This window comes from Actibacterium mucosum KCTC 23349 (genome assembly GCF_000647975.1).
Classification (GTDB): Bacteria; Pseudomonadota; Alphaproteobacteria; order Rhodobacterales; family Rhodobacteraceae; genus Actibacterium; species Actibacterium mucosum.
The window spans coordinates 167,792-191,000 of sequence record NZ_JFKE01000001.1; the positions used below are offsets into that span (position 1 = coordinate 167,792).

At 62.0% G+C, this 23,209-nt stretch carries 18 protein-coding genes; 9 read left to right on the plus strand and 9 right to left on the minus strand.

Features of this window, described 5'->3' with window-relative positions; all coding sequences use genetic code 11:
- Positions 1 to 3: 3 nt before the first annotated feature.
- The 7 genes from ACMU_RS00835 to ACMU_RS00870 form a co-directional block, all read right to left on the minus strand.
- A complete protein-coding gene (locus ACMU_RS00835) occupies positions 4 to 1,083 on the minus strand; it encodes an ABC transporter permease (protein ID WP_035255287.1) in 1,080 nt (359 codons plus the stop codon).
- A gap of 82 nt (positions 1,084 to 1,165) precedes the next feature.
- Complete coding sequence (locus ACMU_RS00840) at positions 1,166 to 2,491, minus strand: CmpA/NrtA family ABC transporter substrate-binding protein (protein WP_152544491.1); 1,326 nt, start codon at positions 2,489 to 2,491, stop codon at positions 1,166 to 1,168.
- 288 nt (positions 2,492 to 2,779) lie between these two features.
- A complete protein-coding gene (locus ACMU_RS00850; RefSeq protein WP_035255291.1) occupies positions 2,780 to 3,961 on the minus strand; it encodes an ABC transporter substrate-binding protein in 1,182 nt (393 codons plus the stop codon).
- The gene (locus tag ACMU_RS00855) at positions 3,958 to 4,542 is read right to left on the minus strand and encodes an ANTAR domain-containing response regulator (protein ID WP_035255293.1); all 585 of its coding nucleotides are present in this window, start codon (positions 4,540 to 4,542) and stop codon (positions 3,958 to 3,960) included. Before ACMU_RS00855 ends, ACMU_RS00850 begins: the two co-directional genes overlap by 4 nt.
- Positions 4,543 to 4,626: 84 nt before the next feature.
- Entirely contained in the window at positions 4,627 to 7,713 is a 3,087-nt protein-coding gene (locus tag ACMU_RS00860; RefSeq protein ID WP_035255295.1) for an efflux RND transporter permease subunit, read from the minus strand.
- A gap of 12 nt (positions 7,714 to 7,725) precedes the next feature.
- The gene (locus tag ACMU_RS00865; RefSeq protein ID WP_035255296.1) at positions 7,726 to 8,766 is read right to left on the minus strand and encodes an efflux RND transporter periplasmic adaptor subunit; all 1,041 of its coding nucleotides are present in this window, start codon (positions 8,764 to 8,766) and stop codon (positions 7,726 to 7,728) included.
- 4 nt (positions 8,767 to 8,770) lie between these two features.
- Entirely contained in the window at positions 8,771 to 10,684 is a 1,914-nt protein-coding gene (locus ACMU_RS00870; protein WP_035255999.1) for a cation:proton antiporter domain-containing protein, read from the minus strand.
- A gap of 167 nt (positions 10,685 to 10,851) precedes the next feature.
- Here ACMU_RS00870 and bioB point away from each other — a divergent pair, with 167 nt between their 5' ends.
- From bioB to ACMU_RS00900, 6 genes are read left to right on the plus strand one after another with little or no spacing between them, the layout of a single operon-like run.
- Complete coding sequence (bioB, locus tag ACMU_RS00875) at positions 10,852 to 11,829, plus strand: biotin synthase BioB (protein ID WP_035255298.1); 978 nt, start codon at positions 10,852 to 10,854, stop codon at positions 11,827 to 11,829.
- Positions 11,826 to 12,965, plus strand: a complete 1,140-nt coding sequence (locus ACMU_RS00880) for an 8-amino-7-oxononanoate synthase (protein ID WP_035255300.1) — start codon at positions 11,826 to 11,828, stop codon at positions 12,963 to 12,965. The genes bioB and ACMU_RS00880 overlap by 4 nt, the downstream gene beginning before the upstream one ends.
- Positions 12,965 to 13,591: a dethiobiotin synthase gene (gene bioD, locus ACMU_RS00885; protein WP_035255301.1), complete on the plus strand. Its 627-nt coding sequence runs from the start codon at positions 12,965 to 12,967 to the stop codon at positions 13,589 to 13,591. Before ACMU_RS00880 ends, bioD begins: the two co-directional genes overlap by 1 nt.
- Entirely contained in the window at positions 13,588 to 14,871 is a 1,284-nt protein-coding gene (gene bioA, locus ACMU_RS00890) for an adenosylmethionine--8-amino-7-oxononanoate transaminase (RefSeq protein ID WP_035255304.1), read from the plus strand. Before bioD ends, bioA begins: the two co-directional genes overlap by 4 nt.
- Positions 14,871 to 15,485, plus strand: coding sequence for a pimeloyl-ACP methyl esterase BioG family protein (locus tag ACMU_RS00895; protein WP_035255306.1), 615 nt, complete (start codon positions 14,871 to 14,873; stop codon positions 15,483 to 15,485). The genes bioA and ACMU_RS00895 overlap by 1 nt, the downstream gene beginning before the upstream one ends.
- Entirely contained in the window at positions 15,482 to 16,249 is a 768-nt protein-coding gene (locus tag ACMU_RS00900) for a methyltransferase domain-containing protein (RefSeq protein WP_035255308.1), read from the plus strand. Before ACMU_RS00895 ends, ACMU_RS00900 begins: the two co-directional genes overlap by 4 nt.
- Here ACMU_RS00900 and ACMU_RS00905 read toward each other — a convergent pair.
- Positions 16,243 to 16,854, minus strand: a complete 612-nt coding sequence (locus ACMU_RS00905; RefSeq protein ID WP_035255309.1) for a GntR family transcriptional regulator — start codon at positions 16,852 to 16,854, stop codon at positions 16,243 to 16,245. The genes ACMU_RS00900 and ACMU_RS00905 overlap by 7 nt on opposite strands.
- Positions 16,855 to 17,041: 187 nt before the next feature.
- Between ACMU_RS00905 and katG the strand changes: the two genes are divergently transcribed.
- From katG to ACMU_RS00920, 3 genes are all read left to right on the plus strand, one after another.
- Positions 17,042 to 19,213 (plus strand): catalase/peroxidase HPI, encoded by a 2,172-nt coding sequence (gene katG, locus ACMU_RS00910; protein ID WP_201769853.1) that lies wholly within the window; start codon positions 17,042 to 17,044, stop codon positions 19,211 to 19,213.
- Between the two features lie 137 nt (positions 19,214 to 19,350).
- Positions 19,351 to 20,172 (plus strand): SDR family oxidoreductase, encoded by an 822-nt coding sequence (locus tag ACMU_RS00915; RefSeq protein WP_035256002.1) that lies wholly within the window; start codon positions 19,351 to 19,353, stop codon positions 20,170 to 20,172.
- 126 nt (positions 20,173 to 20,298) lie between these two features.
- Positions 20,299 to 21,879, plus strand: a complete 1,581-nt coding sequence (locus ACMU_RS00920) for an MGH1-like glycoside hydrolase domain-containing protein (protein ID WP_051587756.1) — start codon at positions 20,299 to 20,301, stop codon at positions 21,877 to 21,879.
- Here the strand turns inward: ACMU_RS00920 and ACMU_RS00925 are convergent, their stop codons facing one another.
- Entirely contained in the window at positions 21,880 to 23,208 is a 1,329-nt protein-coding gene (locus ACMU_RS00925; RefSeq protein ID WP_035255310.1) for a glycoside hydrolase family 28 protein, read from the minus strand.
- Position 23,209 lies beyond the last annotated feature (1 nt).

Sequence of the window (23,209 nt, forward strand, 5' to 3'; positions counted from 1 at the left end):
CGATCACCGGTTATTCGTGAAGGTGAACATCGACTGGATGGCGTACATCAGACGGTCCAGCAGGAAGCCGATGATCCCGATGGTGAACACCGCCACCATGATCTTGGCCAGCGAGCTGGACGAGCCGTTCTGGAACTCATCCCACACGAACTTGCCCAAACCGGGGTTCTGCGCCAGCATCTCGGCGGCAATCAGAACCATCCAGCCCACGCCCAGGCTCAGGCGCAACCCGGTAAAGATCAGCGGCAGGGCCGAGGGCAGAACCAGCTTGGTGATCTTGGTATAGGTGTTCATTTTCAACACCTTGGATACGTTCACCAGGTCCTTGTCGATCGACGCCACACCCAGTGCGGTGTTGATCAATGTCGGCCACAGCGAACATAAGGTCACGGTGATGGCCGAGTTCAGGAACGACTTGGCAAACAACCCGTCATTGGTGGTGTAAAGCGCTGACACGACCATCGTGACAATCGGCAGCCAGGCCAGGGGAGAAACCGGCTTAAAGATCTGGATCATCGGGTTGATCGCAGCATTTGCCGTGGGGCTCAGCCCCGCCATAATGCCCAACGGCACCGCGATCACGGTGGCAATCAAGAACCCGAAGAACACGGTTTTGATCGAGGTCCAGATCTGCGCGTAATAAGACGGCGCCCCGGTATAGGCTTTCTGCACCGGCTCTTTGCCAGCTGCCACACGGCGCTCGTTCAGTGTCGCCAGCTTGTCCTCAAAATCGCCCCGCGCCTGGGCTTTCGCGGCGGCATCTTCGTGCAGGTTCACCGCCTGCTCCCAAACCTGCGCAGGCCCCGGCACCGCCCCCAGCGATGTCTGAACCGTGGGCGCCAATGTGCCCCACAACGCCAAAAACGCCGCAATCGCCAAAAGCGGCACCCCCAAAAGGCGCCAGATATCCTTCATCTGCGCGCGCGGGTTGTCGCCGGCGGCAGCCTTCAGAACCGGGGTGACCCAGCTCAGCCCCAGAACCTGGAACCAGGCATCGGCCTTGTTGATACGGGTAAACAGCCGGGCACGGCGGGCTTCGCGGGCCTCGTCTGCGCTCAGGGCTTGGGGATCGATCGCGGTCATAACATGTCCTCTGCGGGGATTAACGCTGTGGGAGGGTGGGCGGGGCGATGCGCGCAGCGCGAGCGCCGTCCCGCCCGAAGGCTCAGCCCTGAACCTCGACCCCAACCACTTTCTGCTCACCCTTCAGGCCAATCGGCAGGCTTTCCAGATACGCGTTGGGCGTGCGGCCGTCATAGGGGATGCCGTCGATGATATCTTCGGCAGGCGTCGCGGCCTTGTAGCCGTCGCTGTCCCAGGGGAAGTCGGCTTCGTTGGCCAGACCCTCGTCAACCAGCAGACGCGCCGCTTCCAGATAGATCGCGGGCTTGTACACTTTCTTGGCGGTCTCGTGATACCAATCGTCCGACTTGTACTCGGCGATCTGACCCCAGCGGCGCATCTGCGTCAGGTACCAGATGGCATCGGAATAAAACGGATACGTCGCGTTGTACCGGAAGAACACGTTGAAATCAGGCACTTCGCGCTTGTCGCCCTTTTCGTATTCGAACGTACCGGTCATCGAGTTGGCGATCACCTCATAATCGGCGCCCACATATTCCGGGCGGCTCAGGATTTCCACGGCCGCCGGACGGTTGGCGTTGTCGTTTTCATCCAGCCAGATCGCGGCACGGATCAGCGCCTTGGTCACGGCCAGAGTCGTGTTCGGATACTGTTCGGCAAACTCGTTGGTGATGCCGAATACTTTCTCGGGGTTGTTCTTCCACAGCTCGTAATCGGTGATCACCGGAACACCGATGCCTTTGAACACGGCCTGCTGGTTCCACGGTTCACCCACGCAGTAACCGTAGATGGTGCCGGCTTCCATCGTGGCGGGCATCTGCGGCGGCGGCGTCACGCTCAGCAGAACATCGGCACCAATCTGGCCGGTGATGTTCTCGGGGCTATAGAAACCGGGCTCCAGACCACCGGCAGCCAGCCAATAGCGCAGCTCGTAATTGTGGGTCGAAACCGGGAACACCATGCCCATATTGAACGGCTTGCCCTGGGCGGCGTAATCCTCGACCACCGGCTTCAGCGCGCTGGCGCTGATCGGGTGGACGGGTTTGCCATCCTCGTGCGGGATGTGCTCTTTCATCTGGGCCCAGATCTCGTTCGACACGGTGATACCGTTGCCGTTCAGGTCCATCGAAAACGGCGTGATAATGTGGGCTTCGGTACCAAAACCGATGGTCGCGGCCAGCGGCTGACCGGCCAGCATATGCGCGCCGTCCAGCTGACCGTCGATCACGCCGTCCAGCAGAACTTTCCAGTTGGCCTGGGCTTCCAGGGTCACGAACAGGCCTTCGTCCAAGAAGTAGCCCTGTTCATAGGCAACAGCCAGCGGCGCCATGTCGGTGAGTTTGATAAAGCCAAAAGTCAGCTCGTCTTTTTCAAGGTCCAACAGCTCGGCCGAAGCAGAACCCGCCATCAGCGTGGACGCGACGAGGAGAGAAGCGATGCGTTTCATTCCAATTCCCATGTCAGGCCCCACAAAAGCTGCGGGGCAAAAACGAAAAAAGGCCACTGACTCACTTTGCACATCATGCAAAGGGTCGAGCGGCCTTGCTCAAAGTCACCCACGTCTTCGAGGGTAAGGAGGAGAGGAACAGCGTTGTTCCCTGCAAAGGTGATGCCCTTTGGGAAGGAAGGGTTACAAGGCGTTATGCGCCCAAACTCAAACGTCCCGTGCTGCAATGCGGCAATTCTGCCTAATTTTTCACCTCTTGGCGCTGAGCGGGTCAAAAATTCGGCCATCAAAAAACGGATCGGGCTGTAGAAACAGCCTGCCCGATTCTGAAGCAGCAGTGGTTTCCACCGAGATTGCGCCCTCCAGTTTCTCTGAAGCGCCCGGCATATCCGAGACTACGTCGCGCAGATGCTCGCGGTACAGGTCCGTGCGAAACACTGTTTTGGCTATAGAAATAGCAGCGGCAATATCCTGACCGGCCCGTTTAGCCAACTGCGCCCCGATCCACGCGGCCTGACTGCGCCACGGGAAAGTTGCCGCACCATGGTGGAAGTCAAGAAAGCGTGGGACGACGCGTTCGTCGCCATGGTTCGAGATCACAAGACGCCCGGTAAAGGCCCGGTCGATAACCTCGGCAGGTACACCAAGGTAATCAGGGCGCGCCAGAATTTCGGATGCAGTGGTTTGCTGACCACCTTCGGCCAACCAACGCCCGGCGCGCCAAACAGCACGCAGCAGACGCCCGGTCAACTCACCTTGCGCCTCGGCCCATTCGTGACGCACAGCCAGCACCTTGTCCGGCTCTGACGCCCAAATCGCATTGCCCGGCAACAACAGCGCGCCCGAGCCGTTTTCCACCGCCATCGAACCCCATGGCTCGCCCACGCAAAAGGCGTCAATCTCGCCATCCGCCATGGCGCGTGCCATCAAGGGCGGGGGAATGGTGTGAATAGCAGGCGGGCCCGGCACCCGGTCAGACAAACCGTTCAGCCAATAATGCAGCAGTTCAACATGCATCGAAAACGGGAACGGCACGCCAAAACGCAGCGGCCCTTCGCATGCCGCTGCCAGCGCGGCACCCGCTTTGCCAGCATCGGAAAAATCGAAGTCATATCCGGCTTCACGCAACCGCGCCTCGATCGCACGCGACACGCCAATTACCGGCCCGTTCACTGAAAGCACGCTTAGCGCATCCAGCGGAGTTTGTACGCCCCCCATGCCCAGGCGCATGGCTACAGGAACCGGCGACAGCATGTGCGCGGCATCAATTTGCCCAAAGACCAACATATCACGCAGCGACGACCATGACGGCGCCTTGTGCAAGGCGATATGCAACCCCTCTTCGGCAGCAAACCCCATTTCATGGGCTACGATCAGCGGCGCGGCGTCGACCAGCGGCACATACCCCGCGCGGATGGTTTCCACCTTCATGACAACAACCCCGCCGCGGTAACCAGCGCCTCGGCGACATCGACAACCTTGCGGCCCTGATCCATCGCGGTTTTGCGCAGCAAGGCATAGGCCTCGTCTTCTTCAATGCCCCGCGCCTTCATCAAAAGACCTTTGGCGCGGTCGATGATTTTGCGTTCTTCTAGGGCGCGTTTTGTTGCCTCCAACTCGTTGCGCATGCGGCGGAACATGTGGAACCGCGCAATCGCAGCGTCCAGCACCGGTTTGATCCGATCAGCCCGCAGCCCGTCCACGACATAAGCAGACACGCCGGCCTCGATTGCGGCCGCGGTTAGGCCATCGTCCGACTGATCCACGAACATGGCCACCGGCCGATCCAATGGGCTGGAGGCCAATGTGAGCTCTTCCAGCATATCGCGCGAGGGGCTGGCGACATCCACCAGAACCACATCCGGATTTCGTTCAGAGATTCGCCGCGCAAGCCCGGTTTCCTCTGCAATGACAAAGACATCGTGATCACCAGCGGCCTTCAGGCTGTCGACGATCAACAGGGCGCGCTCGCGGTCGCGTTCGACAACGACAATGGACAGACGGGACATCATGGGCACTCAAGTCGATGCTATCCCGGGCGAAGTAAACGCCATGCGGCGCGGGATCAGGCAACCCCGCGCCGCAGAGCAGAATTTTCAGGCAACAACGGCTTCACTGCCCATTTCTTGTGCACCACCTGCGCGGCGGGCCGCGCGGCTGAAGAACACGTCATACAGCACCGGCGCCGCAATCAGCGTCAGGACCGACGCAAACGCAAGACCACCCATGATCGTCACCGCCATCGACACAAAAAACGCGTCGGTCAGCAGGGGCGCCATGCCCAGGATCGTGGTAGCCGCAGCCAGCACCACCGGGCGCAGGCGCGACACGCTGGCCTGCACAATAGCCTCGCGCAGGGGCAGGCCGGTTTCGCGCACCAGGTCGATCTCTTCCACCAGGTCGATCTCTTCCACCAGAACGATGCCGTTCTTGATCAGCATGCCCGAAAGGCTGAGCAGGCCCAAAAGCGCGGTAAAGGTGAACGGCAGCCCCGTGCCCAACAGCGCGATTGCCACGCCGTTCACAGACATCGGCACCAGCAGCCAGATGATGATCGGTTGGCGCAGCGCCCCAAACAGCAGGACCGAGATCAGCACCATCACGATCAGGCTGAGCGGCAATTGCCCGGCCAGGCTGGCCTGGGCATCGCCGGCGCTTTCGAACTCGCCGCCCCATTCCATCTTGTACCCCACCGGCAGCGCCATCGCCTCGATCCGCGCGCGAATGGCGGTGTGCACCTCGGCGGCGGTCATCGATGGGGGGATGTCGGCGGAAACGGTCAGCGTCTGCACCCGGTCGCGGCGGAAGATCAGCGTGTCGCGCGGTTTGATCTGCATCCCGTCGATGGCCTGTTCGACCGGCACGAAACGGTTGACGTTCTGCGAATACACCACCTGGTCGGTCAGCCCCAGCCCAGCATCGGGCGCCACACGCACGATGATGGGTATCTGACGTTCATCCTCGCGGTAAACCCCGGCGCGCGAACCATCGGTGGCAAAGAGAAACGCGCCGGCCACGTCCTCGCGCGTGATGCCGGCGGTTTGGGCGCGCTCGGTGGCATAGACGGGCTCGAGCGCCAGCGTGCGCTCGCGCCAGTTTATCCGCAGGTCGATCAGGTTTTCCTCATCCGACAGCAACGAGATTGCGTCGTGACCCAATTGACGCAATACATCCGCGTCGGGGCCAGAAAACCGCACTTCGATCGGGTCTCCTCCGCCGGGACCGAAGACCAAACGCCGGGTTCGAAACTCGCCGCTGATAAGGGTGCTTCGTCCGAATTGCTCCAAATCCGCTTGCAGCTGCGGAATCTGCTGGATGTTTTCGGTCCGCACGATCAAGTGGCCATAGCTGGGATTGGCGCGCTGCGTGGGATAGGTCAGCATAAACCGCGTCGCGCCTTGCCCGATAAAGGCCGATACATCCACAACCTCGGCCCGCTCGGCCAACCAAGCTTCGACCCTCTTCAGGTCGGCGCTGGTGGTGTTGATGTCGGCCCCTTGCGGCAGCTTGTAATGCACAAAAAACAGCGGCGTATTCGAATCGGGAAAGAATTGCTGTTTCACATTGGCGAACCCGGCAAAGCAGGCCACAGTGACCCCAACAAGCGCCATCAGCACCAGCCATCGCAACCGCAATGCGCCACGCAGAACCGCCCCATATGCCCGAAACAGCAGCCCGCCATAGGCGTCATGCGCCTCGCCGCTGCCTTGTTTGAAGAAATAGTGGGCCAACAGAGGCGTGGCCGTGATGGCCAATATCCAGCTCAGCAAAAGTGAGATCGCGATCACCGCAAAAAGCGAGAACAGGAACTCGCCCGTCGCATCGGGGCTGAGCCCGATCCCGGCAAAGGCCATGATGCCAATCACCGTAGCGCCCAGCAAGGGGATCTGCGTCTTGCCCGCCGCCTCGTCCGCCGCATCGCGCGAGGATTTGCCGCGCAGCATCGCGATCTGCATGCCCTCGGCCACCACCAGCGCGTTGTCGACCAGCATACCCATGGCGATGATCAGCGCGCCCAGCGAAATCCGCTCCATCTCGATCGCGAATATCGCCATCAGAAAGACAGTACCCACAACGGTCAGCAGCAGGGTTGTTCCTACAACAATGGCTGCACGCACCCCCATGAACAGCGCCAGCACGGCGACCACAATGGCAACCGACATCGCAAGGTTCACAAGGAAAGCGTTAGATGCCTCTTCCACCACGATATGTTGCTGGTAAATCGGGGCGATGGTCACGCCAAGAGGGATATTTGCATCCAACTCTGCAAGGCGCGCATCCACGCGGTGGCCTATATCGACAATGTTTTCGGTCGAAATTCCGGCGACGCCCAGCGTGAACGCCTCGACCCCGTTGAACCGGATCATCAAGTTCGGGTTGGCCACCCGCCCGCGTGAGACATCGGCGATATCGACAAGGTTCAGAACCTCACCCCCCACGCCGATGGACAGGCCTGCGATCTCGGCCACGGAATCCGAGCCTTCGGGCGTGCTCAACTCTACCCGTCGGCGGTCAGTGGTCAGCGCTCCGGCAGGTGTCACGCTGTTGGCCGTAGAGATGGCGCCCGCCAACGCTTGCGGCGGAACGCCCTGGTTAACGGCAACAGCCATGCGGGGCTCAACAAAAATTGCTTCTTGGGGCAGACCCGCAACCTCGACATCCGCAACGCCGTTCACGGCCAGCAATTCGCGGCGCAAATAGGTGGCCAGCTCATGTTTCTCGGCGTCGGAAAACCCTTCGGCCGTAACAGCGTAAAACAGCCCAAAAACGTCGCCAAACCCGTCATTCACAAAAGGATGCGCGGCGTCCTGCGGCAGATCGCCCACGGCGTCATTGACCCGCGCGCGCAGCTTGGTCCAGACATCCGGCAGTTCGGTTCCGTCGAAGGTTGGTTTGATCTCCACCTCGATCACCGAGATGCCCGGTTGGTTGATGCTTTCGATCCGGTCCACCTCGGCCATCTTCTGAATCGCCGATTCCAACGGTTCCGAGACCTCGCGCGCAACTTGTTCAGCGCTGGCGCCGGGGTACTGCGTGACAATAACGGCCGTTTTGATGGTAAAGGCCGGATCCTCCAGCCTTCCGATCGTATTGAAACCCCACAGCCCGCCCAAAAGACAGGTCAGCATCACGATCCAAATGGTCAGCGACCGGTTGATGGCGCCGCGTGCAACGTTGAACATCCCCTGCCCCCCTTAATTCGGAAAGCCGCCAAAGCGGCGCACCGTCTGGCCGTCAGCCACGTTGTCTACACCGGTCGCCAGGATTTCAACGGCGCCATCATCCAGCCCGCTGGTGATCAAAAAGTCACCATTCGCAGTGGATTCGGCCTTTACAGGAATGAGGCGTGCAACGCCGGTGTCACCCTCACCCGCATCGAATGCCACCACATAAAGTGACTTGTCTGCTGCGACACCCAGAGCGGTGGGCGGGACAAGCGTGCGTGCGCGGCCTTCATTCAGACGGGCACGTACGGTGACCGATGACCCTGGCAGAACACGCAAATCCTCGGGCGTTTGCAGTGCAAAGGTCAGTTGATAGGTCTGTCCGATGGCCGAAGCCTCGGCGTTGAACTCACGCACATCCAATGGGTATTCTTTGGCGCTGAACGGAAACTGCGCGGTGATCTCCACGCTGGGGTCTTCACCGGCGCGCTGAAACAGGATCTCGGGCACGTCAATCTCGATCCGCAGTTCGGACATATCATGCAAACGAACCACTGGCATGCCGGGGGACACGGTCGAGAATGTCTCGACGTTTCGGGCGGCGACAACAGCATCGAACGGAGCGTGCAACGTGGCCTTGGACAGCGAATCCTCGGCATTGCGCAGGGCGATCCCGGCCAGCCCTGCCGCAGTTTGCGCGTCATCCACGGAAACCTGGCTAACGGACGAGCCCTGCAGACGTGTCAGGCGGGTCACCGTCCGGTCCGCTTGTTCTTTTTGCAGCCGCGCCTGTTCTTCGGCCAATTCAAATGGCACAAGATCCAGCTGTGCAATTACTGCGCCCGCTGCGACGTCGGTTCCTTCAATCGCATCAAGCATCAAAACCTGCCCGCCAACCTGAAACGCCAGATCAACGGTTTGGCGCGCAACGACTTTGCCAAAGAAATGACGCTCCAATACCTGTTCCGACTTTTCAATGGTGATCACCTTGACCGGCTTGATTGCCAATTCCTGCGACATGGCCGCGAAAGGCAGCAGCGCAGCCGCTATCGCCAGTCCAAGCTGTCTCATGTGTCTATCCCTCGATCTTCTTGCCCTGTGGGGCATCGTTTGGTGTTTCAGTCTCTGCTTGTGTCGGGCGAATGCCGCGAATACGGGCCATTTCGGCACCCATCTCTTCCTGCCAACCACCTAACCTGTCTCGCACACCAGTTATGAAGGCTTCGTTCTCATTGTTTGGGACGTCGGGGTCAAAAACGTCCGCCATCGACGCCAATACCTTGCGATCCATTGCGGCAAAAGCCTCGACCATCTTATCGGAATGGTCGCGCGAAATACCCATGGCTTCGAAGGCAGAACGGCCCATGCGCAGCGAGCTGTCGAAAGTTTCGCGAATAATATCGCGACACCCGGCATGCCACAGCTGATACACATGCTCGCGGTCAATCGCTCGTGCGACCACGTGCAAGTCTGGATAATTCTGAATCGCATAGCGCGTCAGCTCGGTCACCTTCTCCTTGTCGTCGATGGCAATGACCAAAACCCGCGCCTCGGCAATACCGGCGGCGTGCAATAGGTCGGGCCGCGTGGCGTCGCCGTAATAGGCGCGCAGGCCGAACCGACGCAGGTTTTCCAGCTGCACCGCGCTGAAATCAATCACGGTGGTGGTATACCCGGCGGCGCTGAGCATCCGGTCAATCAAACCACCCACACGCCCCATACCGGCGATGATGATTTGGTTGCGCTCGTCGATATCGTCGGCCTCGCCGTCTTCCGGCTGGTTGTAACGGGGGGCGATGACGCGTTCATACAGTATGAACAGCGCAGGCGTCAGCAGCATCGACAAGGCCACCACCAACAGCATCCGATCCGCCAGTTCGCCCGGCAATACCGCGTTGGCCACGGCAAAGGACAGCAGCACGAAACCAAACTCGCCCGCCTGACCCAGCGACAGCGCGAACAGCCATTTGTCACTGCCTTTGATGTGAAAGAGCCGCGCAAGGAATAACAAAACCCCGCACTTCAGCGCCATCAGCCCCAGCGTCAGCGCGACGATGGGCACCAGGTTTTCGGCCAGCAGCGCAAAGTTGATGCCAGCGCCGACAGTCATGAAGAACAGGCCCAGCAACAGCCCTTTGAACGGGTCGATATCGCTTTCCAACTCGTGCCGGTATTCCGAGTTCGCCAAAACCACGCCCGCCAAAAACGTGCCCAGCGCCGGGGACAACCCGACCAGTGACATCAGCAGCGCGATGCCAATAACCATGAACAGCGCCGTGGCCGTGAACAGCTCGCGCAGGCCAGCGGCCGAGATGAAGCGAAAGATCGGGCGGGTCAGGAAGCTGCCGCCCAGCACCACCGCCGCGATGGCCGCCAGCGTCACCAACGTGGTTTTCCAACCGTTCAGGCCGGCCACAAGGCTCAGCGCCGGACCGTGGCCGTCGTCATGCCCGCCGGCGCCGTGGTGGGCCAGCTCGGGCAAGGCCAACAGCGGGAACAGCGCCAGCATCGGGATCACGGCGATGTCCTGAAACAGCAGGACCGAGAACGCGCCCTGCCCGCCATCGCTTTTCAAAAGGCCCTTTTCGCCCAGCGACTGCAGCACAATCGCCGTAGACGACAGCGCAAAGATCAGACCGATGGCCAGCGCCATCGACCATTGCAGCCCCAGCAGCATTGCGATGCCCATCACCGCCGCCGCCGTCAGGCCCACCTGCCCGCCGCCAAGCCCCAGCAGCCGCCCGCGCATCGACCACAGGTTACGTGGCTCAAGCTCCAGTCCGACAAGGAACAGCATCATGACCACGCCGAACTCGGCAAAATGCTGAATCGAGATCACGTCCACATGCAGCACGGCCAGGATCGGGCTGATCACGATACCCGCGATCAGGTAGCCAAGGACCGACCCCAAGCCCAACCGCGAGGCGATAGGCACGGCAATCACGCCCGCCGCAAGAAATATGAAGGCAAGCAAAAGGAAATCTGTCATGTCGCGCGCCCCTGTCCGACAGTTCTTATTTGAAACGACCATACTGGTGACAGGCGAAATGTCGACCATTTGAGGGAGATTTTGGGAATTCACTTGATAAAATCTATAATTTTTGGCATCCCGGAATAAGCAATACGAAAACTATCTATAATTAGCGAAAGCCCGCCATGCTCGATACCGCCCCGATCCGCCAAGACTGGACGCGTGAAGAAGCCGAAGCGCTTTACAATTTGCCGTTCATGGACCTGCTGTTCCAAGCCCAGACCGTGCACCGCGCGCATTTTGATCCCAACCAGGTTCAGATGTCGAAACTGCTGTCGATCAAAACCGGTGGCTGCCCCGAGGATTGCGCCTATTGCAGCCAATCGGCGCGTAACGGTGCCAAGCTGTCGGCCGCAAAATTGATCGAGGTGGAGAAGGTCCTTGCCGAGGCCCGCAAGGCGAAAGAGGCCGGCGCCACGCGCTACTGCATGGGCGCGGCGTGGCGGTCCCCCAAGGATCGCGACATGGACGCGCTTGAGGCGATGGTGCACGGCGTCAAGGAACTGGGGATGGAGACCTGCATGACCCTGGGCATGCTGGACGACAATCAGGTGATCCGTTTGCGCGATGCGGGGCTGGATTATTACAACCACAATATCGACACCTCGGAACGCTATTACTCGGAAATCATCACCACCCGCACCTTTGCCGACCGAATCGACACGCTGAACCGCGTGCGCGAGGCCGGCATCAAGGTCTGCGCCGGGGGTATCATCGGCATGGGTGAAAAACAGATGGACCGGATCGACATGCTGTTAGCGCTGGCCACGCTGAAAGAGCATCCCGACAGCGTGCCGATCAACCAGTTGATCGCGATCCCCGATACGCCGCTGGCTGATGTCGAACAGATCGACCCGATCGAGTTCGTGCGCACCATCGCGCTGGCGCGCATCCTGATGCCCAAAAGCCATGTGCGCCTGTCAGCCGGCCGGACAGAGATGACGGACGAAATGCAGGCGATGTGTTTCTTTGCCGGCGCCAACTCGATCTTTGTCGGCGACACCTTGTTGACTGCAGACAACCCCGAGGAAGACAAAGACGCGGCGTTGTTTGCTCGTTTGGGCATCCGGGCGATGGCTTTGGGGGATGACGGCGCGCGATGAGCGTTCTGGACCCGCATCGTCGGGCGCTGGAGGCGCTGGATGCGCGCGGGCGGCTGCGCCGGTTGCAGCCGCGTGCGGGGGCGGATTTTGCGTCGAACGACTATCTGGGCCTGGCCAATTCGGACCTGTTGCGCGATGCAGCGCGCGCAGCGCTGGACCGGGGTGTGGGCACCGGGGCCGGGGCCTCGCGCCTGTTACGCGGCAACGACCCCGAACATGCGGCGCTGGAAGCCGAGGCCGCGCAGGTCTTTGGCACGCAGGCGGCGCTGTACCTGGCCAATGGCTTTACCGCGAACATGGCGCTTTTCAGCAGCTTACCTCGCCAGGGCGACCTGATCCTGCACGACGCGCTGATCCATGCCAGCGCCCATGACGGGATGCGGCTGGGCCCGGCGACCACGCAAGCGTTCGCTCATAACGATGCCGACGCGGCCGAAACCGCTCTGCGCACCTGGCGCGCGGCGGGTGGCGACGGCCGCGTCTGGATCGCGATCGAGGCGCTGTATTCGATGGATGGCGATTTTGCCCCCATCGACGAATTCGTCGCGCTGGCCGACCGCCACGACGCCATGCTGGTGGTGGACGAGGCGCATGCCACCGGCCTTTATGGCCCCGATGGCCGCGGGCTGAGCCACCCGTTTGCATCGCGCGAGAATGTGGTCAGCCTGCACACATGCGGCAAGGCGCTGGGCAGTTCCGGGGCGCTGATCTGCGGGGCGGAACCGCTGATCGACACGCTGATCAACCGCGCCCGCGGGTTCATCTATTCCACCGCCCCTGCGCCGCTGAACGCGGCGATCACACGGGCGGCGCTGGGCACGCTGGTGGCCGATGACCCGCGCCGGATGGCGGCGCTGCAACTGGGCGGTGTTGCCCGGTCCGAGGCCGCCCGCCTGTGCGGAACCCAGCCCGGCAACAGCCAGATCATCCCGGTGATCATTGGCGACGACAAACGCTGCATGCGCATCGCCCAGACCATGCAAGAGGCCGGGTTCGATGTGCGCGGTATCCGCCCGCCCACCGTGCCGCGCGGCACTGCGCGGCTGCGGATTTCGGTCACGCCACATGTGGATGCGGCGACGATCACCGCGATGTTCGAAACCCTCGCAAACGCCTTGCAGGCCGAGGCGGCGTAATGGCGGCGATTGTGGTCACCGGAACCGATACCGGCATCGGCAAAACCGTGTTCTGCGCCGGGCTGACCGCGGCGCTGGGCGCGGTGTACTGGAAACCGGTCCAGGCCGGGTTGGAGGATGAAACCGACAGCCAGGCAGTGGCCCGGCTGAGCGGCGCAAAGGTGCAGCCCGAGGGGTACCGGCTGTCGCAGCCCGCCTCGCCCCATATCGCGGCCGCTGCCGAGGGCACGGAGATCGACCCCGCCACGCTGACTCTGCCCCCGGTCAACGGCCCACTGGTGGTCGAAGGCGCCGGCGGTGTGATGGTGCCGCTGACCGACGATGTGCTGTATCTGGATCTCTTTGCGCAATGGCAGGCCCCGGTCATCCTGTGTGCCCGCACGGCGCTGGGCACGATCAACCATTCGCTATTGTCCTTGCAGGCCCTGCGGGGGGCCGGTTGCCACATGGTGGGCGTGGCCTTCATTGGCGACGCCGAACCGCAGGTCGAAGACACGATCACCAAAATGGGCCAAACCCATCACCTTGGCCGCTTGCCCATTTTGCCCGCGATCTCCCCCGACGCCCTGCGCACGGCCTTTGCCCAAGCCATCGACCTCGCCACAATCCGCGAGGCCGTGCGATGACCCAGTTTGAGTTTGACCGCGCCCATCTGTGGCACCCTTACACGAACGTTGTTCAACCCGGCCCCGTCCACCACGTGACCCAGGCCGAAGGCGTGTGGCTGACGCTGGCCGACGGTACCCGCGTGATCGACGCCATGTCGTCATGGTGGTGTACCATCCACGGCCACCGCCACCCCGCCATCACTGCCGCCATGCACGCACAGCTTGACCGCATGCCCCACGTGATGTTCGGCGGCCTGACGCATGACCCCGCCGTGCAGCTGGGCCAGCAATTGCTGGACATCACGCCCGACCAGCTGACCCGCATCTTCTATTGCGACAGCGGTTCGGTCGCGGTTGAGGTCGCGATGAAAATGGCGGTGCAGTACCAATACGCCACCGGTCATCCGGGCCGCTCGCAGTTTGCCACGATCCGGTCGGGCTATCACGGTGACACGTGGAAGGCGATGAGCGTTTGTGACCCCAATACCGGCATGCACCACCTGTTTGCCGGCGCGCTATCGATGCAGCATTTCGTTGACCGCCCGCCGATCACACTGACGGAAAACTGGGTCGACGATCCGGCGCTGAACGGGCTGGCCCAGCTGGAACAGGTGCTGGCGTCCAACGCCGCGTCGATTGCCGCGCTAATCCTCGAGCCTGTGGTGCAGGGCACCGGGGGCATGTATTTCTATCACCCCGAATATCTGAACACCGCGCGGCGGCTGTGCGATGATCACGGCATCCTGCTGATCTATGACGAGATCGCCACCGGCTTTGGCCGCACCGGCCGGATGTTTGCCACCAACTTTTGCGACCACGCGCCCGACATTCTGTGCCTGGGCAAGGCGCTGACCGGCGGGCATATCAGCTTTGCCACCACCATGGCCAGTGACCGCGTGGCCCAGGGTATCGGCCATGGCGCACCCGGCGTGTTCATGCATGGGCCCACGTTTATGGCCAACCCGCTGGCCTGCACCGCGGCCTCGGCCAGCCTGTCGCTTTTGGCGGAGGGCACGTGGCAACAAGACGTCGCGCGGATCGAGGCGCAGCTGGAGGCCGAGCTGGCGCCCGCCCGTACCCTGCCCGGCGTTGCCAATGTCCGCGTCCTGGGCGCCATCGGCGTGATCGAGATGTATCACGACGTCAGCGCCGACACCGCCAATCGCATGGCGCCCGAGCTGGGTGTTTATCTGCGCCCGTTTGGCCGCAAGATCTATACGATGCCGCCTTTTGTGACCTCGCCGGACGAGCTGACCGCCATCACCAATGCCATGCTGTCGCTGGCGCGGGTGCTGTGATGGGCTGGCGGTGGCTTACACAAAACGGCGCGGCGCGCGTTGTGGTGGTGTTCGGTGGCTGGGGCTTTGGCGCGGCGCCCTTTGCGGGGATGACTGGCGATGCGGATGTGCTGTTTTCGGACGACCTGGCCGATCTGCCGCCCGCCCTGCCCGATCTGGGCGCGCGGCGCGTGGATGCGGTGGGCTGGTCCTTCGGGGTGGCGACGATGGGTCACTGGTGCGCGGCCAATGACGCTGATTTCACCACCCGCACCGCGATCTGCGGCAGCCTGACGCCGGTGGACCGGCGCACCGGCATCCCGCCGCGCGTGTTCGCGCTGACCCGTGACAGCCTGACACCGGCAAGCTTTGCCCGGTTTGCCCGGCGCTGTGTCGATGAGCCGGCGGACCTGCCGGGTGTGGATGTCGACCGGTTGCGCGAAGATTTGAACGCCGTTCAGTCCCGCGGCGCGGCGCCCGACCCCGGGTTTGACCGGGCCTGGGTCGCCACCCGCGACGCGATCTTTCCGCCCGCCAATCTGGCCCGCGCATGGGCGGCCTGTGACGTGCAGCAGGTTGATGCGCCGCACATGCCCTTTGGCGCGCTGAATTCATGGGACAAGGTTTTGCCATGAAGGACCAGATGACCCCCCGCGCCGACACCGCACGCATCGCCGCCGGGTTCCGGCGCAGCCTTGGCACCTACAGCACGGCGGCCACGGTTCAGGCAGAAATCGCGCAGGAATTGGCCAGGCAGATCGCCGCCCATGCGCCGCCAGAAATCGCACAAGTGTTCGAGTTCGGCTGCGGCACCGGGGTGCTGACGCGCGCTTTGCGCGCACAATTGAACGGTGTTCAATTTATCCTGAACGACCTCGTGGCCGAATGCGCCACCACCGCCGCGCCGGGCGAGGTGTTCCTGCCCGGGTCGGTGGATGACATCGCGTTGCCACAGGGGGTGGACCTGATCGCCTCGGCCTCGACGGTGCAATGGCTGCCCGATCTGCCCGGCACGCTGCGCCGGCTGAGCGAAGCGTTGGTCCCCGGCGGCCTTCTGGCGCTCAGCGGGTTCGGAACCGCGCAATTTGCTCAGCTTGGGGCGCTGGGTTCGGCCGGCGCGGCGCCTGGATACCTGAACGCCCGCCAATGGCGGCAGGTTCTGCCCGGTGACCTGCAGGTTCTGCACCTGTCGCAACGCCAAACCACCCTGCATTTCCCCGATGCCCTGTCGGTGCTGCGCCACCTGCGCGACACCGGGGTGAACGGGGTCTCGGGGCAGCGGTGGAGCCGCCGGCGGCTGACCGCGTTCGCTGCGGCCTATCAGGCAAGGTTCGGCACGGCCGAGGGGCTGCCGCTGACCTATGACCCGGTTTGGATCGTCGCCCGCAAAGCCTATTGAAGCCGCGCCAGGTGGCGTTGCAGAACCGATACCGCGGTATTGGTGTCGCGGTTGGCGATGGCGGTCATGATGGCACGGTGGTCGCGGTCGGTGCGCTCCTCCCACGAGGCGCGCCATGTGGCCAGCAGATGCCGGGCGCTGAGCACCTGCAGATCGTCGATCTCGGCCAGCAGGCGCGGCATGCCGCAGGCGGCCAGGATGGCGTGGTGGAACCGGCGGTTTTCCAGCTCCCATGTGACAATATTGTCGGCCTCGTCGCAGGCCACGCGCGCGGCCTCGGCCTCGGCCACCTGATCGGGGGCCAGGGCGGGCACCGAATGGCGCAGCGCCACCGGTTCTAACGCCAAGCGCATTTCACGGATTTCGCGCATATCGGCCGGGTCAAACGGCGCTACGCGCACACCCCGGCGCGGCAGGCTAACGGCCAGACCGCGCGCCTCGAGCCGCAGCAGCGCCTCGCGCACCGGCACGTGGCTGGTGGCAAATTCGCGCGCGATATGGTCCTGCGGCAGCTTGGCGTCGGGGGCCAGCTCGCCCAGCATGATCTTATCGGTCAACGCCTTGGTGATCTTGTCGGCAATCGTGCCCTTGGCCGCAGTACGCATAACCCTGTGATAATCGGCCCTTTCTGGGGGAGCAACGGCAAAGTGCCACGGCGCCGATAAGGTCAGGTTATCAACGCAATCAGAACTAAGAATTTTTTCCGATCCATCGAATCTGGCACAGTTGGATCAGCGGCCACAAAGCGCCGAGAATTCCCAAGAACAGATAGAACCGACTTTGGAGGAAAACATGGACGGAGCAAACGGGGGCAAATGCCCTGTCGCAGGTCACAAGGCCGTCGGCACCGTAGCCAATCACCAATGGTGGCCCAATCAGCTGAACCTGAAAGTGCTCAGCCAGAACGGCCCGCAGACCAACCCGATGGGCGACGATTTTGATTACGGCGCGGCCTTTGCGGCGCTGGACTTGAACGCGCTGCGCGCGGACATCTTTGCCTTGATGACCGACTCGCAGGATTGGTGGCCCGCCGATTACGGCCATTACGGCCCGCTTTTTGTGCGCATGGCCTGGCACAGCGCCGGCACCTATCGCGTAACCGACGGGCGCGGCGGTGGCGCTTCGGGCTCGCAACGGTTCGCGCCGCTGAACTCGTGGCCTGACAACGCCAATCTGGACAAGGCGCGGATGCTGCTGTGGCCGGTGAAAAAGAAATATGGCCGGGCGATTTCCTGGGCCGACTTGATGATCTTTGCAGGCAATTGCGCGTTGGAGTCCATGGGGTTCAAAACCTATGGCTTTGCCGGCGGCCGCGAAGACATCTGGGAGCCCGAGGAAGAGATTTACTGGGGGTCCGAAACCGAATGGCTGGGCGATAACCGGTATAGCGGCGAGCGTGATCTGGAAAACCCGCTGGGCGCGGTCCAGATGGGGCTGATCTATGTGAACCCCGAGGGGCCAAACGGCAACCCCGATCCGGTTGCCGCGGGCGTGGACATCCGCGAAACCTTTGCCCGTATGGCCATGGATGACGAGGAAACCGTCGCCCTGATCGCTGGCGGCCACACCTTTGGCAAAACCCACGGCGCCGCGGACCCCAACGAACATGTTGGCCCCGAACCCGAAGGCGCCGCGATCGAGGATCAGGGCAAAGGCTGGCGCAACAGCTTTGGCACCGGCAACGCGGGCGATACAATCACCAGCGGGCTGGAGGGGGCGTGGACCACGAACCCCATCGCCTGGGATAATGATTTCTTCAACATCCTGTTCGGCTATGAGTGGGAGAAAACCACCAGCCCCGCTGGCGCCACGCAATGGGTACCCACCGGCGCCGATGGCGACGGCACCGTGCCCGACGCGCATGACCCTGCCAAACGGCACAAGCCGGTGATGCTGACCACCGATCTGGCGCTGCGGTTTGACCCGGTTTATGGCCCGATCTCGAAGCGGTTCCACGAAAACCCGGTTGAATTTGCCGAGGCCTTTGCCAAGGCATGGTTCAAGCTGACCCACCGCGATATGGGGCCCTATGCACTTGGCCTGGGGGCCGAAGTGCCCGGCGCGCCGCTGATCTGGCAAGACCCTGTACCGCTGCGCGATCACGCGCTGATTGGTGCCGCCGAGGTGGCCGAGCTGAAACAGGCGATCCTGAATACCGGCCTTGGCAATGCCGCGCTGGTGCGTGCCGCGTGGGCCTCGGCCGCGACGTTCCGCATTGGTGACAAACGTGGCGGCACCGATGGCGGGCGGCTGCGTCTGGCCCCGCAGAACGGCTGGTCCGTGAATGCGCCCGACGAGCTGTCAGACGTGCTGACCAAGCTGCAAGCGGTGGGCGACGCCTTCAACGCGGCACAGGCGGAAATGCGGGTGTCGATGGCTGACCTGATTGTTCTGGGTGGCTGTGCCGCGGTCGAGGCCGCCAGCGGGCACAGCGTTTCGGTGCCGTTCACACCTGGTCGTACGGATGCCACGCCGGAACAAACCGACGCGGCCTCGTTCGCCGTGCTGGAGCCGCGGGCCGATGGCTTCCGCAACTACCTGGCCGACGGGCACAGCCGGCCCGCGGGCGAGTTGCTGGTGGACCGCGCTCAGATGCTGACGCTGACTGCTCCAGAAATGACCGTGCTATTCGGCGGCATGCGCGCCTTGGGGGCCAACCACGGCGATGCGCCACAAGGTGTGTTCACCGACACGCCCGGCACGCTGAACAATGCGTTCTTCGTGAATCTGCTGGATCTGGGCACCGAATGGGTGAAAACCGGTGACAACGCCTATGAAGGCCGCGACCGGGCCAGCGGCGCGGTCAAGTGGACGGCCACCGAGGTCGACCTGATCTTTGGCTCCAACTCGCAACTGCGGGCCCTGGCCGAGGTCTATGGCAGCGACGATGCCGCCAACGGGTTCGCGGCCGAGTTCGCCGCAGTCTGGGCCAAGGTCATGGATCTGGGCCGTTCGGACGTCTAAACACCCCGCCCCGGCGATTTGTTCGCCGGGGCTACACGTTTGGCGCAATCGGTTAATCACATGGCGCCATCTGCGATTTAAACCCCCTTGGTCATGCGCCATCTCATGAGCAACACCAAATCATGGAGGGTTCCACAATGTCGCAAACCATTCTGATCACCGGCGCGTCTTCGGGTATTGGCAAAGTCACTGCCAAACTGTTCCAGCAAAATGGCTGGAACGTCGTCGCCACCATGCGCTCGCCCGAAAACGAGGACGAACTGACCCAACTGGACAATGTCCTTGTCACCCGTCTGGACGTCACCGACGAGGCTTCGATCGAGGCTGCCGTGGCCGAGGGCATCGCCAAGTTCGGCCAGATTGATGTATTGTTGAATAACGCAGGCTACGGCGCCTATGGCCCGCTGGAAGCGTTCCCGATGGACCGCATCCGCCGCCAGTTTGACACCAACGTCATTGGCCTGATCGCCACCACAAAGGCGGTGCTGCCGCATATGCGTGGCAATGGCGCGGGTACAATTGTAAACATTTCGTCCATCGGCGGGCAGATGACCTTCCCGCTGGGCGCGCTGTATCACGGCACCAAGTTTGCTGTCGAAGGTATCTCGGAGGCGATGCACTTTGAACTGGCCGCCGCCGGCATCAAGACCAAGATCGTTGAACCGGGCATGATCGCCACCGATTTCGGCGGCCGGTCGTTTGACTTCGTCAACGACGAGGCGATGGCCGAGTATCAGCCCGTTGTGCAGGCGCTGTTTGCCGGTTGGAGCGGCGACGCCGCTGCCAACGCTTCGCCGCCCAGTGTCGTGGCCGACGTGATCTGGAACGCTGTGACCGACGGCACCGACACGCTGCGGTATCGCGCCGGGGCGGATGCCGAGGAACTGCTGACCAACCGCAAGAACTTTGACGATGCCACCTTTATTGGCGGGTTGAAGGCACAACTGGGTCTGAGCTGACCCAAGCCCAAAACGTAAAACAATTTTCATACAGGCGCGCCGGGGCGGATGCAGTTTCCGTCCCGGTTCAATTGACGTCGTAAAAGGTGGACTTAGGCTGTTCCGGCACTTTTCGGGACCACATCCATGACCACCACGCCTACCCACGCCCTTACTGTTTGGGGCACCAACCAGCTTTTTGCATTTTCTGGCCTTGATGGACCAACGGATTTTGACCGCGGCCTTGTCGCGCAAAGCCGCGCGGATGGTTTGCAATTCCGCCTGCCGGGACCGGCCGCGGTGTCGTTTGGAAAGGTGACCAAAGCACTGTTTGGCAGTGATTGGGCTCAGTTAGAGACTGATCTGGGAACTGTCCGATTTGCGTTCATCGACACGCATCACCTTCTGATCGAAGGGCCCGCGCGTTTCAGCTTTCAACATTCGGAACGGGTCGAGGTCGCCCACCTGCAAAGCGGTGACAGGCTGTTGATTGCACCGGTTGGCACTCTGAACGACGGCCTTCTGACCCATGATTTAAACGCCGAGATTGCCGCCAGGCAGGTATGGGCCAAAAACGCACCTGTCGCGGAAAGTCCGCTGGCCAGCAAGGCCATACAACAGATGAAGTCCATGGTTTATGCGCCGCAGGGCCAGTTCCGACACCGTTTCACAACGCCTGACCGATGGCCGCACCGCGAGGCATGGCTGTGGGACAGCGCGTTTCACGCCATAGGGTACCGCCATTTAGACCCCGCATTGGCGCGGCACGCTTTGGCGGCGGTATTTGATACGCAACTGCCAAACGGACAGGTCGGTATCAGTTTTGCGCCGCATTCCACCCGCACGCATCGCAGTCAGCCCCCTATCCTTGCCTGGGCCGTGCGCGAAGTTCAGGCCGTGGTGCCTGACGACGCCTGGCTTGCAGAGCTGGTGCCGGGACTCAGGCGGTACCTGCGTTGGTTCGAACAACACCGGGCCATGGGAACGGTGTTCGGGTGGGTCGAAGATGACGGCGCGTTGGGCAGTGTTTGTGACGAAAGTGGTATGGACAACTCGCCTCGCTTTGCCGGTGCTTCGGTTGTGAAGGCCGTCGATCTCAGCTGCTACATGGCGCAAGAGTACCAGGCCATGGCGGAACTGGATCCCAATGGAGGCTGGGCAGCCAAAGCGGCAAGGTTAGAGACTGAAATGGAACAGTTTTGGGACGCTGAGTTGGGCTTTTACTGCGACATTGATCCCGCCACCGACAGGTCAACCGGCGTGCAGGCGGTGACGGGCTTTCTGCCGCTGATCCTCGGCCAGCTTTCGCGCACGCGCGCGCAAAGCCTGATCGATGCTTTGCAAGACCCTGCGCGGTTTGGCAGCGCTTTGCCGATCCCATCTATTGCACGCAATCAAAAAGGGTACAGCAAGGACATGTGGCAGGGACCTGTCTGGGTCAACATGAACTGGATGATCGCACGTGGGTTTGCGCGTTGCGGTGCGACCGACGTCGCCGAGGATCTGCGCGCGCGCACGCTCGACGCCATGACCCGCTGGCATGGCGAAACAGGCTCGATTTTTGAATACTATGATGACGACAATGCCACGTCGCCGCCTGCACTGCCGCGCAAAGGGCGCAATGACCCGGAGGTAAACCCGGAACGGCCCACCATCCACCAGGTCATCCATGACTATGGCTGGTCGGCCACGCTGGCGCTGGACTGGATCCAGCGTGGCGCGGTGTGATTATCCCTTGTCGCTGACCTGCGGCGACCAACCTTCGGGCAAAGGCGAGGGGCGCGAAATCTGCACGTTCTCGATCTCGACATTCAGGGCATGGCGCACATGAATGCCAGGCAGCCCGTCGGGATAGGGGTCCATCCCGAAGATCCCACCATCTGGTCGGCGAACAAAACAATTGCGGCGACCCAGTTCCGGGTCGTCCAGCTCATTTACGTCTTGCGGCACTGGTCGCAGATCAAGGAACAGCTCATGTGCAAACGCCCCTTGTTCCTGCCGCAGGTTCACGGCCGAAATATGCACGTTTTCGATCAACTGCTCTGGGTCGCCATGCACGACAATGGCGCCTTCGCAACGCCCGGTAATGCCGGCGACGGCCACGTCGCGTACAATTGAAGGCGCCTCCCCTGACACACGTGCAAGGGCATTGATCGTAATCGGCTCTCCGGATCCCCAATAGGTATGCGGCGCCTGGCTGCAATCGACGGTCGAATTTGCAAAACGAATCCGTTCGATCAGGCCACCGTCGCGCGCAAAGATACCAAAGGCGCGGTTGGTGTCGGTGATGGTCAGGCCGGTAAAGACGACATCGCGCACGTCGAAATGCGTCTCCGTTCCGATTTTGACCGAGCACGAACGCGAGGTGAAATGGCAATTGCTGACATGGATACGTTCGGCCGGGCCGTTCAAAGCGGCATCCATCTTGGCGCAGGTTTTCACGCAGACCGAGTCGTCGGCCGCCACAATCCGGCACCCGGTCATGAACGCATCACGGCAGCTGTCGAAATTCACGCCATCGGTGTTGGGCATCAGCAGGTCGTTCAGGATGGTGATGTCCGTCACGCGGATCATATCACAAGCGACCAGATGCACCGTCCACATCGGTGCCTCGCTGAAGGTTACGTCGCGAATGGTAATGTTCTGGCAGGCCTCAAACACAACCATCCGAGGGCGGTTAAACTTGGCCCATTTAACCCCATCAAACAATCCTTCGCGCGACAGCCATTTGGGCCCTTGCCCATGGATCGTGCCGTGACCGGTGACCGAGATATCCTTGGCATCACGGGCCACGATAAACCCACGGTCGCTGTCTTCGGCCATAACCGAAACCGTGCCGTTGATGAAATCATCGTAGTCGTCGGAACAGGTCAGTGTCGTGCCTCGTGGCACATGCAGGTCAATCCCGGATTCAAGCCGCACTGCGCCGGCCACCCATTCACCACGCGGCAGTTCAACCCGGCCGCCACCTTCGGCGGCAAGCGTGTTGATGGCAGACTGCAGCGCAGCCGTAATATTCTGCCCGTCCTGCGGGGCGGCAACCAGTACGTGGCTCATG